The following is a 13160-nucleotide window of genomic DNA, read 5'->3' as shown; positions in this document are numbered from 1 at the left end:
CACTCGAGGGCGAGTTCTCACATCCGAGGGCCTGCCCGACGGACACGGTCCACCACTGGTCACCTCCGGTGAAGATGGACCTCGAACAAAGGAGAACTGAAATGACCTCCAACATTTCAGTGGGAACCGGCGCTGCCCACAGTCAGTCCTCGGAGCCCAGAATGATCCAGATGCTCACCGAAGACGGAAACCGCGTCGAATCCGGTGAGTACGATGCCTTCGCAGCAGAACTCACCGATGAGGATCTGCGCGGCTTCTACCGGGATATGGTCCTGGTCCGCCGCATCGACGCCGAAGGAGCTGCTCTGCAGCGTCAGGGACAGTTGGGCCTGTGGGCACCTCTGTTCGGACAGGAAGCAGCCCAGATCGGCATGGGACGGGCCGCTCGCCCCCAAGACTTCGTCTTCCCCACCTACCGCGAACACGGCCTCGCCTACACCCGCGGTGTCGAACCCGAAACCCTGCTCAGCATCTTCCGCGGTCAGAACCACGGCGGCTGGGATCCGCAGGAGCACCGCTTCCACACCTACACCATCGTCATCGGCTCGCAGGCCCTGCACGCCACCGGCTACGCCATGGGCATCTCCATGGACGGCGACGTCGGCACCGGCGACATCGAACGCGACACTGTCTCCATCGCCTGCTTCGGCGATGGTGCGACCTCGCAGGGCGACGTCTCCGAGGCGCTGACTTTCGCCGGAGCCTTCCACGCCCCGGTTCTGTTCTTCTGCCAGAACAACCAGTGGGCCATCTCCGAACCCACTCACGTCCAGTCCGCAGCCCCGCTGTCGACCCGCGGCGAAGGATTCGGAGTCCCCGGCATCCGCGTCGACGGCAACGACATCATCGCGATGTACTCCGTGGCCCGCGCCAGCCTCGACTCCGTGCGCGCCGGCCACGGCCCGATGCTCATCGAAGCCTTCACCTATCGTCGCGGCGCCCACACCACGGCCGATGATCCGACGAAGTACCGCGACAAGGCCGAAGAGGAGATCTGGGAGGACCGCGACCCGATCACCCGCCTCAAGGCCTACCTGGGCAAGCACACCGAGACCAGCGACGAATTCTTCGCCGAGGTGGACGCCGAGGCCGACACCCTCGCCGCCCGCATCCGCCACAACTGCATGACCATGGAGAACCCCGACGGCGTCGAGATGTTCGCCCATGTCACCGCGGAACCCCACTCCCTCGTCGACGAGGAACGTGCCGAATTCCTGGCATACCAGGCCTCGTTCGCCGATGCGGGTGAGGCCTGATGGAGAAACTTCCCCTCTCGAAGGCGATCACCGCCGGAATGCGCAAGGCCATGGAGGACGACCCGAAGGTCGTCCTCATCGGCGAGGACATCGGCAAACTCGGCGGCGTCTTCCGCGTCACCGAGGGTCTGCAGAAGGACTTCGGTCCGCAGCGTGTCATCGATGCCCCGCTGGCCGAATCCGGCATCGTCGGCACCTCGATCGGCATGGCCATCCGCGGCTACCGTCCCGTCATCGAGATCCAGTTCGACGCGTTCATCTTCCCGGCCTATGACCAGATCGTCACCCAGGTGGCGAAGCTGTACAACCGCACCCTGGGCAAAGAGAACATCCCGTTGGTCATCCGCGTGCCCTACGGCGGCGGCATCGGCTCACCCGAGCACCATTCGGAGAGCCCCGAGACCGTGTTCGCCCACCATGCGGGACTGCGGCTCATATCCCCGTCGAACGCTCATGACGCGTACTGGATGATCCAGGACGCAATCAAGAGCGAGGATCCGGTGATGTTCTTCGAACCCAAGCGTCGCTACTGGATGCGCGGGGACGTCGACACGTCGGCCCGAGGCGAGCTGGGCATGCATGACGCCCGCGTCGTGTCCGAAGGCACCGACGTCACCCTCGTCGCCTACGGCCCGCTGGTGCCGACCGCGCAGGACGTGGTCACCGCGGCCGCCGAGGAAGGCAAGAGCGTCGAACTCATCGACCTGCGCAGCCTCAACCCGATCGACTTCACCGCGATCGAGAAGTCCGTGACGAAGACCGGCCGACTGGTCGTCGCCCATGAGGCTCCAACCTTCCTGGGGCCGGGTTCGGAGATCGCCGCGCGCATCACCGAACGCTGCTTCTTCAACCTCGAAGCCCCGGTCATCCGGGTCGGCGGCTACCACACCCCGTACCCCGGTTCGCGGATGGAAGAGCACTACCTGCCCGACCTCGATCGCATCTTCGATGGTGTCGATCGGGCCCTGTCCTACTGATTTCGAGGAGAGTCAAGAATGTCATTCGAATTTCCTCTTCCCGACGTCGGTGAGGGCCTGACCGAGGCCGACATCGTCGCGTGGAAGGTCGCCCCCGGCGACACTGTCACCGTCAACCAGATTCTCGTCGAGATCGAGACCGCGAAATCGCTCGTCGAGCTGCCCAGTCCGCAGGCCGGCACCGTCGGTGCGCTCCTTGTCGAGGAGGGCCAGACCATCGAGGTCGGCACCCCGATCATCCGGTTCGGCGGAGATGATGCCAACACCGAGGCGGCCCCCGCCTCCGCTGATGCGCCGACTTCCGGTTCGGCTGAGAAGTCGGTCGATGCCTCCGGTGATGCCGACGGCGGAGCCACTCTCGTCGGTTATGGAGCGAAGGAGACGTCGTCGAAGCGGCGTCCGCGGAAGGGCGCTTCCGTCCCCGCTCCCGCCGCTCCCGCAGCGTCGGCTGCCCCGGTTGCCTCAGCTGCCCAGGCTGCGGAGGCGGCCGCGCCTGCACCGGCCGCGGCTCCGGCGGCTCAGGCACAGTCGGCGTCGGCACCTGCTCCGGCAGCGCAGTCGCAGTCCGCTTCGGCTCCCGCGTCACCGAGCAAGCCGCTGGCGAAGCCGCCCGTGCGGAAGCTCGCGAAGGATCTGGGCGTCGACCTCTCCCAGGTGACACCGACCGGGCCCCGCGGGGACGTCACGCGCGACGATGTGCACGCCGCCGCCAACCAGACCGCCGCTCCCACGTCGGGTGCGACGGCACCGGCGGCCGCCTCGGCGAGTGATCAGGGAGCGCTCGAAGAGCGGATCCCGTTCAAGGGCGTGACGAAGATGATGGCGAAGGCCATGGTCGATTCAGCATTCACGATGCCGCACGTCACCGAATTCCTCGACGTCGACGTCACCGAGACGATGGCGATGGTCCGCCGGCTGAAGTCGACGAAGTTCCTGGGCGAGGACGTCAAGGTCTCGCCTCTGCTCATCGTCGCCAAGGCAGTGGCGTGGGCCGTGGGACGCAACCCGCGGATCAACTCGTGCCTCGAGGGCGACGAGATCGTCGTGAAGAAGTACGTCAACCTCGGCATCGCGGCCGCCACTCCGCGCGGACTGATCGTGCCGAACATCAAGAACGCGCAGGCCATGGGGCTGGGCGAACTGGCGCAGGGCATTCAGGATCTCACCGCTCTGGCGCGGTCGGGCAAGACGCCGCCGGCCGATCAGGCCGGGGGCACGATCACGATCACGAATGTCGGTGTCTTCGGAGTCGATGCCGGTACGCCGATCATCAATCCTGGTGAGGCCGCGATCCTCGCGTTCGGACAGGTCCGGAAGAAGCCGTGGGTGGTGGGCGACGAGATCGTTCCGCGCGAGATCACCACGCTGTCGGTCAGCGCCGACCATCGTGTCGTCGACGGCGAGATCATCTCGAAGTTCCTCGCCGACGTCGGCCGGGGTCTGGAGGACCCGACTCTGATGTTGGCCTGATTCTCGCCCGGGCGCCGGCTTCTGACCGGCTCCGGGAGCTTGAGCGCCCCGGCTTCGCACAGTGCGAAGCCGGGGCGTTTCAGCGTTTCGCCAGTCACTCGGCGGCTGACTCGATCAGTCGCTGTTTGAAGTTGAAGACCGGGCGCGGGAGCGGAGCATCGGAAAGGTAGGCGATCACCAGTTTGCGTTCAATGGTGGGCATGATCGGGATGCTGACGAGATCGCTGAAATTCATCAGGGGGACGACCAACCTCGGTACTGCGGTGATGCCCATACCTGCTGCCACCATGCCGCCGACCGCGGGAATCGTATCTGCCGTCTGCACTTCATGGGGTTCTGCTGCTGCCTTGAGCAGAGTTCGCCGCACCATCGGCGCGATGCTCGTCACGGAGTTGAAGCCGACGAACTCTTCGCCGTGGAACTCCTCCCACCGCAGAGATGCGCGTGCAGCCAATCGATGACCGCGTGGAACGATTGCGACGAAAGGATCGGACAGGAATGGAGTCACTGCCAGATCGGCAGGGAGAGAGTCCGTGAAGGCGACGAGGCCGATGTCCACCGTCCCTTCGGTCACCATCGGCACGACCTGATCCTGAGCCGCATCACGGATGACGAGTTCGACCTCCGGGAACTCCCGGCGAAACGCGTGAACGACCTCGGGCAAACCGGTTGCTGCCAACGATGGCAGGCAGGCGATTCTCACCTGCCCCGAACTGCCGGTGACGAAGCCGGAGATCCGTTCCAATGCCGAGTCGAACGAGCGAACTGCGTGTGCGGCGTACAGTGCCACTTCGGTGCCGGTAACCGTTGCGGTGACCTTGCGGGTAGTGCGCTCGAACAGTTGTGTGCCGATGCGTCGCTCTGCCTCCGCGACGGTACGGCTGAGAGCCGGCTGGCTGACCTCGATCTCCTCGGCCGCACGGGTGAAACTCTCCGTGCGCTGCACCGCTTCGATTGCTCGCAGGTGGTGCAAGGACAGATTGATAACCATAAATCATGAGTCTAGCCGCAACGGATATTGGACGGTCCTACTCATGCTCAACGAGGATGAATACGTTCATCGAGAAGGGAATCAAAGGTGCTTTCACTTATCGGCTATGTCACCATGCTCATCATTCTGGCGTTGTTGCTCACGCAGAAGGTCTCTCCGGTCGTCGCATTGGCCGGAGTGCCGCTCGTCGCGGCGCTGATCGCCGGACAGTCGCCGACCGACATCAGTGAATTCGTCTCAGCCGGAATCGCGGGAGTCGCAGACGTCGTCGTCATGTTCATCTTCGCAATCGTCTACTTCGGAATCCTGCGCAATGCGAAGTTCTTCGACCCGATCATCGATCGGATCATCAGGTTCGGCGGATCCTCACCGCGCAACGTAGCCGTTGCGACCACACTTCTGGCATGTGTCGTTCACCTCGACGGTGCAGGTGCGACGACGTTCCTGGTCACGATCCCAGCCATGCTGCCGCTCTACCAGCGTCTCGGGATGAGCCGGTTGACGCTGTCGACGTGCGTGGCGCTGGGCGCCGGCGTCATGAACATGTTGCCCTGGGGAGGGCCGACTGCCCGTGCGGCGGCAACGATCAAGGTCGATGCGAACGACTTGTGGGTCCCTCTCATCCCGGCTCAGATCGCTGGGATCATTGCGGCTCTGGCAGTGGCTTGGTACCTCGGGCATCGTGAAGCAAAGCGGCTCGACCGGGTGCCTGCTGACGACTCTGCCGACTCGGTGATGGTCGCAGCGACGTCGGCTGCAGAAGCCGGCCGTTCGGCGGAGGCATCCAGCACAATCCGATCAGCACAGGGTTCGGAGGAAACGGCTGGAACCGACCAGACGGCGGGATCGGGCTCACCCGACGGAACCGATGTTGCGGGTGATTCGAACTCCACTCGCGGTCCAGCGGAGGCGGGGCCGACGGTGCTGTCGCTCGTCCTCAATGGTGTCGTGCTCGTCGCTGCCTTGGCGACGATGATGACTGGCGTGATCTCACCCGCACTGACCTTTATGGTTGCAACGATTCTCGCTCTGCTGATCAACCATCGCGGAATGGCGGGTCAGTCCGAACAGTTCGACCTCAACGCCAAATCATGCATGCTCATGGCCAGCACTCTGTTGGCAGCGGGTGTGCTCTTGGGAGTGCTCGACGAAAGCGGAATGATCGAGGCGATGGCCAAGTCGGCGACCGCTGTGCTTCCCGCCGGCGTCATGCCGGTGTTGCCGATCATCGTCGCTGTGCTCGGCGTGCCGATGAGTCTGCTGTTCGGCCCGGACGCATACTATTTCGGGCTCTTGCCCGTGCTGGCGAGCGTCGGCAGCACCTACGGCATCGATCCGGTCGTCCTCGGTCAGGCATCGATCATCGGGCAGGAGACACTGGGCTTCCCCATCAGCCCGTTGACCGGCTCCTTCTATCTGCTTGTCGGCTTAGCCGGGGTCCCGATCGGCAAGCACATCATCCGCGCCACCGGCTGGCTGTGGCTGGTCAGCATCGTCGTCACCATCGTCGCCATCGCACTAGGAGTGATTCCGCTGTGGGTATCGTAAAAGCACAGGATCTGGGCTCAACGGCCAGAGAAGCTGATCCGCCAGAACCTGGGACAGTTCGCATCGGATCGGGAGCAGGGTTCGCCGGCGACCGTCTCGACCCGGCCCTCGAGCTCGCGCAGCTTGGGCATCTCGACTTCCTCGTCTTCGAGCTCCTCGGCGAACGGACGGTCGCGAACGCTCAGAAAGCCCGGCTGAATGACCCCTCTGCGGGCTACGATCCGACTCTGCTCGATAGGATCCGGCTCACCGCACCGCACTGCTCGGCCAACGGAACTCGCATCATCACCAATGGCGGAGCAGCGAATCCGCTTACAGCAGGGCGCGCCGTCGCTGGGCTTCTCGACGACATGGGCATTGACATGCCGGTGGCAGTTGTCATCGGTGACGATGTGCTCGACCAAGTGCTTGCGACGGATCCCCTTAGGTGGGAAGACTCCCAACCGGCTGCCAGCTCGGAGCCCCGGCTCGCTTCTGCCAACGCCTACCTCGGCGCATCCGGCATCCGACGTGCGCTCGACGAAGGTGCACGCATCGTCATCACCGGCAGAGTTGCCGATCCCTCGCTGTACGTCGGGCCGCTGAGCCACAGCTTCTCCTGGTCGGACGACGATTCCGACCTCATCGGGCAGGCCACTGTCATCGGCCACCTCCTCGAATGCGGAGGCCAGGTCACCGGTGGATACTTCGCCGACCCGATGACGAAGCCCGTGGCAGGGTTGGACCGTCTCGGCTTCCCTTACGCCGATGTCTCACCCAGCGGCGACGCCGTCATTGGGAAGCTCGCGGGTACCGGAGGCGCCGTCACCGTCCGGACCTGCACGGAGCAGCTGCTCTACGAAGTGGCCGACCCCGGTGCCTACGTCACCCCGGACGTGGTCGCAGACTTCACTGGAACAGTACTCCGAGAGGTCGGGTCCGACCGGATCGCTGTAACTGGTGGAAAAGGAGTTGCCGCACCAGTCGAGCTCAAGGTGACATTGGGCTACCTCGGCGGGTGGGAAGCAGAAGGACAGATCACCTATGCCGGCCCGCGGGCTCTGTTGCGTGCCCAGCTCGCGGCAGACATCGTCGTACGTCGGTTGGAGCGCATACACGGATATCGGGAATCCGAACTCTCGGTAGAGTTCATCGGCGCCGGAGCCAGCTTCAGAGGTCTCAGCGATGTGGCAGATCCGCCCGAAGTGCGACTGCGGGTGGCAGGAGCTGCTCAGAGCCGCAGACGCGCCTCTGCGATCGGAGCCGAGGTCGAGGCGCTCTATACCAACGGGCCGGCGGGAGGAGGCGGCGCAAGGACGTCCGTTCGGGAGAGCCTCAGTGTCAAATCGTGTTCGCTGCCGCGTGCACTCACGAAGGTCTCCGTCATTCACGCCGACGAACTGACTGACCATGAGGAGGCGTCTGATGGCCGCGAAGTCTGAGCACATGCTCACCGTCGATGACCTGGCCACAGTCAGGACCGGAGACAAAGGGGATACGCTCATCCTCGGTGTCATTGCCCGTGAAGGGGCCCAATTCTCCGTGCTGAGTCGCGCGGTCACCGAGGAGGCAGTGGCGCATCACTTCGGGCTGCCGGTCTCGCGAGTCCGCCGCTGTCTATTGCCGCGGCTGAACGCCATGAGTTTTGAACTCAAGGGAATGCTGGGCAGGGGTGTCACGGGAGTCAGCCACCTCGACGGACATGGAAAGACGCTGAGCTACCACCTGCTGACGATGCAGTTGAAGCACTGAGCGGGATGCTCGTCGAGGGGCAGACCTGCATGTGCTCCGGCCGGTCCGACGGTGCGGTCTACCCGTCGAGGTAGGCGCTGTTGTCCTTGGGGCTGCCGTCTTTGACGAGTCGCTTGGCGATGCAGTGGTTGCGGTCGAGACCCCACGAGCGGCACTGGTCGAGGGCCTGCTCCGGATTGCTGTAGCCGGTGTCGACGACCGTGACCCAGTAGCTGCCGTCCCTGTACGAGGCCCAGTCGCCGCTGTGGATGAGGATTGCGCCCGGGTACTTGACCTTGTTGGCCTCGTACTCGTTGAGGATGTCCTGCGCTGACCAGGTCTTGCCGTCGGCCTTGAGGCCGACGTTCTTCGCGCTCACCTGAGTCACCCACTCACCTTCGAGGTCAGCGGCTTTCTCGGTGCCTTCTTCGGTATAGGCGTCGAGCTGGTCTTCCGGGCTCTTCGTCGGTTGGACAAGGTCATCCGAAGGGCTGGGCGACGGGCTGGCCGGCTCGCTGGATCCGACATCCACAGGGACGGTTCCCGAGGACGGCGCGAGCCACCGGATACCGAAGAATCCCACCAAGGCCAGAACCATGAGTATGACGATGATGACGACAGCGATCTTCAGACCATTGCGCGAGGAAGAATCGTCTTGGACGGTGGGCGGAAACTGTGGGGAAGGAGGAGTCTGGGCTCCATTCTGTGTCGAGCCGCCGACGCCATTGCCGGCACCACCGCCGGCAGGCTGCTGAGACTGCTGAGAATTCACATACTGGTGGGAACCGGCAGAGTGAGCGTCATCGAAGGGTGAGCGTCCGGCAGGGGCGAAGACATTGCCGCTGCGAGCTTTCGAGATCGACTGTTCCCCCGTGTGCCGTTCGAGGTACTCGTAGTAGGTCGAGTTGTCGAAATCGGCAGACGAACGTTCCGCGTCATTCCCGTACGACGGGGTCTGACCAGCAGGTTCACCTGAACCCTTGTGCCAGTCGTCGCTAGTCGCCGGACGAATGCGCGGCCTCTGTGGAACGTCGCTCATCAGTCCTCCTGAATGCCAGATGTGGTGGCAATCATCTACTTACCTTGGCACGAGTCGAGCAGTCGTTCAACAGGATCGCCGACAGGACGCGTTGCCGACGAAAGCCTACTGCGGAAATCACCGAGTTGGCTTGGCCCCAGCTGTGAAAGTCCCTCCGGGCGTCGACAAAGGTCCCTCCGGGCATCGATGACGACCGCACAAGCCCATCCAGGTGGGCGATGTCAGTGACGAAGACCCCACCGCGAAAACCGGGATGAATTTGCCCTCCGGCCCGCCATCTCAGTAAGATTGATTCTTGTTGTGTCGTAGCAGCCAGGTCACCGATCGATCTGCTAGGACACACATGGTGCTCACCCACCGCTGCACTCCAGCTTCGGCCATCTCTCACAGGCTACGGCTTCAGCGCTGGTGAGACATCTCGCCCGAACGGGCAGACCTGTTTTGGCGTACACAATTTTCACGGTGACAGTCGAGAAAATTTGTTGATGTCTTCCGACATCGGCGCAAGCAAGCGGAGAGGGCACGCAAGTGCAATCCCGCAGGGGCTTGTTTCGAGAGTCGGTAACTTGTGAACTGGAGGAGAGACATGGCAGCAACCTGCCAGGTAACCGGGGCAGTCCCCGGTTTTGGACACAACGTGTCCCACTCGAAGCGCCGCACGAAGCGCCGCTTCAACCCGAACATTCAGAAAAAGCGCTACTACGTTCCGTCGCTGCGCCGCAACGTCACGCTGACCCTGTCCGCTAAGGGCATCAAGGTCATCGACGCTCGCGGAATCGACGCTGTGGTCAACGAACTCATCGCCAAGGGAGTGAAGCTCTGATGGCTAAGGCACAGGATGTTCGTCCCATCATCAAGCTCAAGTCGACGGCCGGCACCGGGTTCACCTACGTGACCCGCAAGAACCGCCGCAACACCCCGGACCGCATCGTGCTCAAGAAGTACGATCCCGTAGTCCGCAAGCACGTCGATTTCCGAGAGGAGCGCTGAGCGCACATGGCTAAGAAGTCAAAGATCGCAAAAGACAAGCAGCGTCGCGTCATCGTTGAACGCTATGCAGAGCGCCGCGCGACTCTCAAGCGTCAGCTGACCCACCCCGATTCCACCGATGAGCAGCGCGAGGAAGCACGCCTCGCACTGCAGAAGCTTCCCCGCGATGCTTCGCCGGTTCGCGTTCGCAACCGCGACCAGGTGGATGGTCGTCCGCGTGGCTACCTCCGGAAGTTCGGACTCTCGCGAGTTCGCTTCCGCGAAATGGCACACAACGGCGAGTTGCCCGGCGTTACCAAGTCGAGCTGGTAATCTCGAGGAAGTTCGTCATCGGAAAAACGGACCGGTGACCTACCGACTTGTCCTAAGGAGGACACTTTTATGGCTAAGAACCGCAGTGAGCTCGTTGCAGAAGTTGCCGAGAAGTCCGGCCTGACCCAGAAGCAGGTCTCGGACGTGCTCGATGGTGTCTTCGATGTCTTCTCCGACGTCGTGGCCAAGGGCGAAAAGCTCACCATCCCCGGCTGGCTCTCCGTTGAGCGCACCGAGCGTGCCGCTCGCAAGGGTCGCAACCCGCAGACCGGTGAAGAGATCCAGATCAAGGCCGGCTACTCCGTGAAGCTGTCCGCTGGTTCGAAGCTGAAGGGTGCCGCTGGCAGCCCGAACTGATCAACGCAGCAGCGTCGAATGGCCCGGATCGTATGATCCGGGCCGTTTGCTGTCTCTGAGCGTCTTCAAGCGTCTCAGACCGCCTTCGAACAGGGAGGATCGTCGTCCCGTACGACTGAATCCATCCTCGCCGAGGCGGCTCCCCGAGATCTCGACCACGAAGAGATCTCCCGGTTGGCAGTGCGGCGACGCCGAACGATATCCTTGGGTCATGTCAGAAGGGGCGGTCCGCACGCAGTGAGTTCTTCAGGATTCGAGCCGATCACACGGTTCGTGCAACGTGCCACGGTCCCCATCGTCGTCTTCCTCGGGGTGATCGCCGGTCTGGCCGCACTCTTCTTCACCGGAGCAGCCAACCCGACTCTGCTCAATGACCCCGGCTCTGTCGTCCGTTTCGGTCTTCCCGCAGCGAAGTTCGTCTTCAATATTGCGATGTCGCTGACCGTCGGCGCCCTCATGTTCGCCGTCCTCATCCTCCCGCGCACGGCCGGCGGTCGCGCCCGCCGGCACAAGGCCACGGACGATGACGTGCCTCTCGACCCGCTGTGGACGAAGGCCATTCAGATCGCCGAATACTCCTCAGTCGTGTGGACGCTGTCCGCGGTCGCCGTGCTCGTCTTCTCATTCGTCGATACTGTGGGCGCCCAGGCCTATCTCGACTTCTCGAACCAACTCGGCGTGTTCGTCACTCAGATCGCCTACGGGCAGCTGTGGGTGCTCATCGTCGTCCTCATCGCTGTCGCCTCGACCCTGTGCTTCGGCACCCGCTCCCATATCGGCATCGCCGCCGCCGGAGTGCTCAGCGTCGCCGTGATCCTCCCCTTGGCTCTGATGGGCCACTCCGCAGAGGCCTCCGGGCACACGCAGGCCGTCAACAGCCTCGGTCTGCACATCCTCGGCGCGGTCCTCTGGCTCGGTGGGCTCTTCGTCATCGCCCTGTTGGGCACCCGTCTGGCCGCTTCGAAGAACCTCAAGCCGATCGTCGAACGGTATTCGACGATCGCCCTCATCGCCTTCGGCCTCATCGTCTTCTCCGGAGTCGTCAACTCGCTTCTGCGCGTGCAGGGCTTCGACGACCTCATGACCACGTACGGGCAGGTCATCCTCGCAAAGGCGTTCGCGACGGTCCTGCTCGGTCTGATCGGATTCTGGCACCGTCAGTTCGTCATTTCACGCTTGGGCACAGCCGCCTCGGCGACAGTGGAATTCTGGCGCCTCATCACCGTCGAATTCATCCTCTTCGGGGTCACGATGGGATTGGCCGTGGCCTTGGCCCGGTCACAGCCGCCCGTGCCGCAGGAGCCGGTGGGCGACCCCACCCCGGCCGAGATCCTCACCGGTGATCCGCTGCCGCCGAAGCCGAACCTGTCCCGCTACTTCAGCGAATGGTCGATGGATCCGCTGTGGATCGCGATCGCAGCGGGCGCCTCGATCGCCTACGTCGTGGCGTTCATCAACCTCCGCCGCCGAGGCGACAAATGGCCGGTGCTGCGCCTCATCAGTTGGCTGGTGGGCATGGTCTTCCTCGTCTACGTCACCTCGGGCGGACCCCGGGTCTACGGCGAGGTGCAGTTCTCCGCGCACATGATCGAGCACATGCTCCTGGTCATGGTCGTACCCCTGCCGCTCGTGCTCGGCGCACCGATCACGATGCTCATGCGCGGAACGAAGGCGCGCACGGATGGGTCCGTCGGCCTGCGCGAATGGGTGCTCTGGCTCGTCCATACTCCGTACCTGCGCTTCTTCGCGCACCCGATCGTGGCGAGTGTGAACTTCGCGGGTTCGCTGGTCGTCTTCTACTACTCGGGAATCATGTACTACGCGCTCGATACTCATATCGGGCACGAACTGATGATCGCGCACTTCCTCGGCGCCGGGTACCTGTTCGCCCAAGCCCTCATCGGCATCGATCCGGGCGTCAAGCGCCCTGTCTTCCCGATGCGGCTCGTGATGCTGCTGGTGACGATGGCCTTCCACGCCTTCTTCGGCATTTCGATCATGAGTTCGAACGTGCTGATCGCCGGAGACTGGTTCGGCAACGTCGGCGCAGGATGGGGCTACACGGCGATCGACGACCAGCAGCTCGGCGGTTCCATCGCGTGGGGCATCGGCGAATTCCCGACCCTGTTCATCGCGATCATGGTCTGCGTCCAATGGGCGAAGTCCTCGGACCGGGAGGCCAAGCGCATCGACCGCAGCGAAGACCGCACCGACGACGCCGAGCTGCGCGCCTACAATGCGATGCTCGCCTCGATGGCCGAACGCGATGCGAAGGCGCCTCCGCGCCGACGGTGAGGTTCGGGGTTGTGCTCGCTGCGCTGACTGCGGTGGTACCTCGATGGCTGGCGTGGTGTTCAGACGCAGAGGTGCTGGCCTGACGCGCAGGGACGATTCGCGCCGCAATGGGCCTTGCTCGCTCGCAGCAGTCACAGCTGACTGCTGCACATCGGCTGTGCACGAATGTGCACCGGAAATTCTCGGATTATGGCCAGGTCGTTACCAAAAACTCC

Annotated in this window: 13 protein-coding genes; 11 read left to right on the top strand and 2 right to left on the bottom strand. The window is 63.5% G+C overall.

Features of this window, described 5'->3' with window-relative positions:
* The first annotated feature begins 101 nt into the window (after positions 1-101).
* From pdhA to ACVZTU_RS17170, 3 genes are read left to right on the top strand one after another with little or no spacing between them, the layout of a single operon-like run.
* Positions 102-1256 carry a pyruvate dehydrogenase (acetyl-transferring) E1 component subunit alpha gene (pdhA, locus tag ACVZTU_RS17180; protein ID WP_139467456.1) on the top strand — a complete coding sequence of 385 codons (1155 nt, stop codon included), beginning with the start codon at positions 102-104 and terminating at the stop codon, positions 1254-1256.
* Positions 1256-2233, top strand: a complete 978-nt coding sequence (locus tag ACVZTU_RS17175; RefSeq protein WP_482400949.1) for an alpha-ketoacid dehydrogenase subunit beta — start codon at positions 1256-1258, stop codon at positions 2231-2233. Before pdhA ends, ACVZTU_RS17175 begins: the two co-directional genes overlap by 1 nt.
* An 18-nt stretch (positions 2234-2251) precedes the next feature.
* Positions 2252-3703 (top strand): dihydrolipoamide acetyltransferase family protein, encoded by a 1452-nt coding sequence (locus ACVZTU_RS17170; protein WP_139467454.1) that lies wholly within the window; start codon positions 2252-2254, stop codon positions 3701-3703.
* Positions 3704-3797: 94 nt separating this feature from the next.
* Here the strand turns inward: ACVZTU_RS17170 and ACVZTU_RS17165 are convergent, their stop codons facing one another.
* Positions 3798-4694, bottom strand: coding sequence for a LysR family transcriptional regulator (locus ACVZTU_RS17165; RefSeq protein WP_139467453.1), 897 nt, complete (start codon positions 4692-4694; stop codon positions 3798-3800).
* An 87-nt stretch (positions 4695-4781) separates the two neighbouring features.
* Here ACVZTU_RS17165 and ACVZTU_RS17160 point away from each other — a divergent pair, with 87 nt between their 5' ends.
* The 3 genes from ACVZTU_RS17160 to ACVZTU_RS17150 are packed head-to-tail and all read left to right on the top strand — an operon-like array spanning position 4782 to position 7973.
* Positions 4782-6242: a CitMHS family transporter gene (locus ACVZTU_RS17160; RefSeq protein ID WP_482400948.1), complete on the top strand. Its 1461-nt coding sequence runs from the start codon at positions 4782-4784 to the stop codon at positions 6240-6242.
* Positions 6230-7663, top strand: a complete 1434-nt coding sequence (locus tag ACVZTU_RS17155; protein ID WP_248283854.1) for an acyclic terpene utilization AtuA family protein — start codon at positions 6230-6232, stop codon at positions 7661-7663. Before ACVZTU_RS17160 ends, ACVZTU_RS17155 begins: the two co-directional genes overlap by 13 nt.
* A complete protein-coding gene (locus ACVZTU_RS17150) occupies positions 7647-7973 on the top strand; it encodes an AtuA-related protein (protein WP_229664082.1) in 327 nt (108 codons plus the stop codon). Before ACVZTU_RS17155 ends, ACVZTU_RS17150 begins: the two co-directional genes overlap by 17 nt.
* 58 nt (positions 7974-8031) lie before the next feature.
* On the opposite strand, the gene ACVZTU_RS17145 is transcribed toward ACVZTU_RS17150, so the two are convergent.
* Positions 8032-8991, bottom strand: a complete 960-nt coding sequence (locus tag ACVZTU_RS17145; RefSeq protein WP_139467451.1) for a protein kinase — start codon at positions 8989-8991, stop codon at positions 8032-8034.
* A 586-nt stretch (positions 8992-9577) separates the two neighbouring features.
* Here ACVZTU_RS17145 and rpmB point away from each other — a divergent pair.
* The 5 genes from rpmB to ACVZTU_RS17120 all read left to right on the top strand — a co-directional run bounded on the left by rpmB (position 9578) and on the right by ACVZTU_RS17120 (position 12945).
* A complete protein-coding gene (rpmB, locus tag ACVZTU_RS17140) occupies positions 9578-9814 on the top strand; it encodes a 50S ribosomal protein L28 (RefSeq protein WP_025779147.1) in 237 nt (78 codons plus the stop codon).
* A complete protein-coding gene (rpmG, locus tag ACVZTU_RS17135; protein ID WP_039211931.1) occupies positions 9814-9981 on the top strand; it encodes a 50S ribosomal protein L33 in 168 nt (55 codons plus the stop codon). Before rpmB ends, rpmG begins: the two co-directional genes overlap by 1 nt.
* A 6-nt stretch (positions 9982-9987) precedes the next feature.
* On the top strand, positions 9988-10293 hold the full coding sequence (rpsN, locus tag ACVZTU_RS17130; RefSeq protein WP_025779151.1) for a 30S ribosomal protein S14: 306 nt from the start codon (positions 9988-9990) through the stop codon (positions 10291-10293).
* A 69-nt stretch (positions 10294-10362) separates the two neighbouring features.
* Positions 10363-10650, top strand: a complete 288-nt coding sequence (locus tag ACVZTU_RS17125; protein ID WP_025779153.1) for an HU family DNA-binding protein — start codon at positions 10363-10365, stop codon at positions 10648-10650.
* Between the two features lie 237 nt (positions 10651-10887).
* A complete protein-coding gene (locus ACVZTU_RS17120) occupies positions 10888-12945 on the top strand; it encodes a bifunctional copper resistance protein CopD/cytochrome c oxidase assembly protein (protein WP_139467450.1) in 2058 nt (685 codons plus the stop codon).
* Positions 12946-13160 lie beyond the last annotated feature (215 nt).

This window comes from Brevibacterium sp. OS20 (genome assembly GCF_056837565.1).
This window is presented reverse-complemented; position numbering and strand designations above follow the sequence as displayed.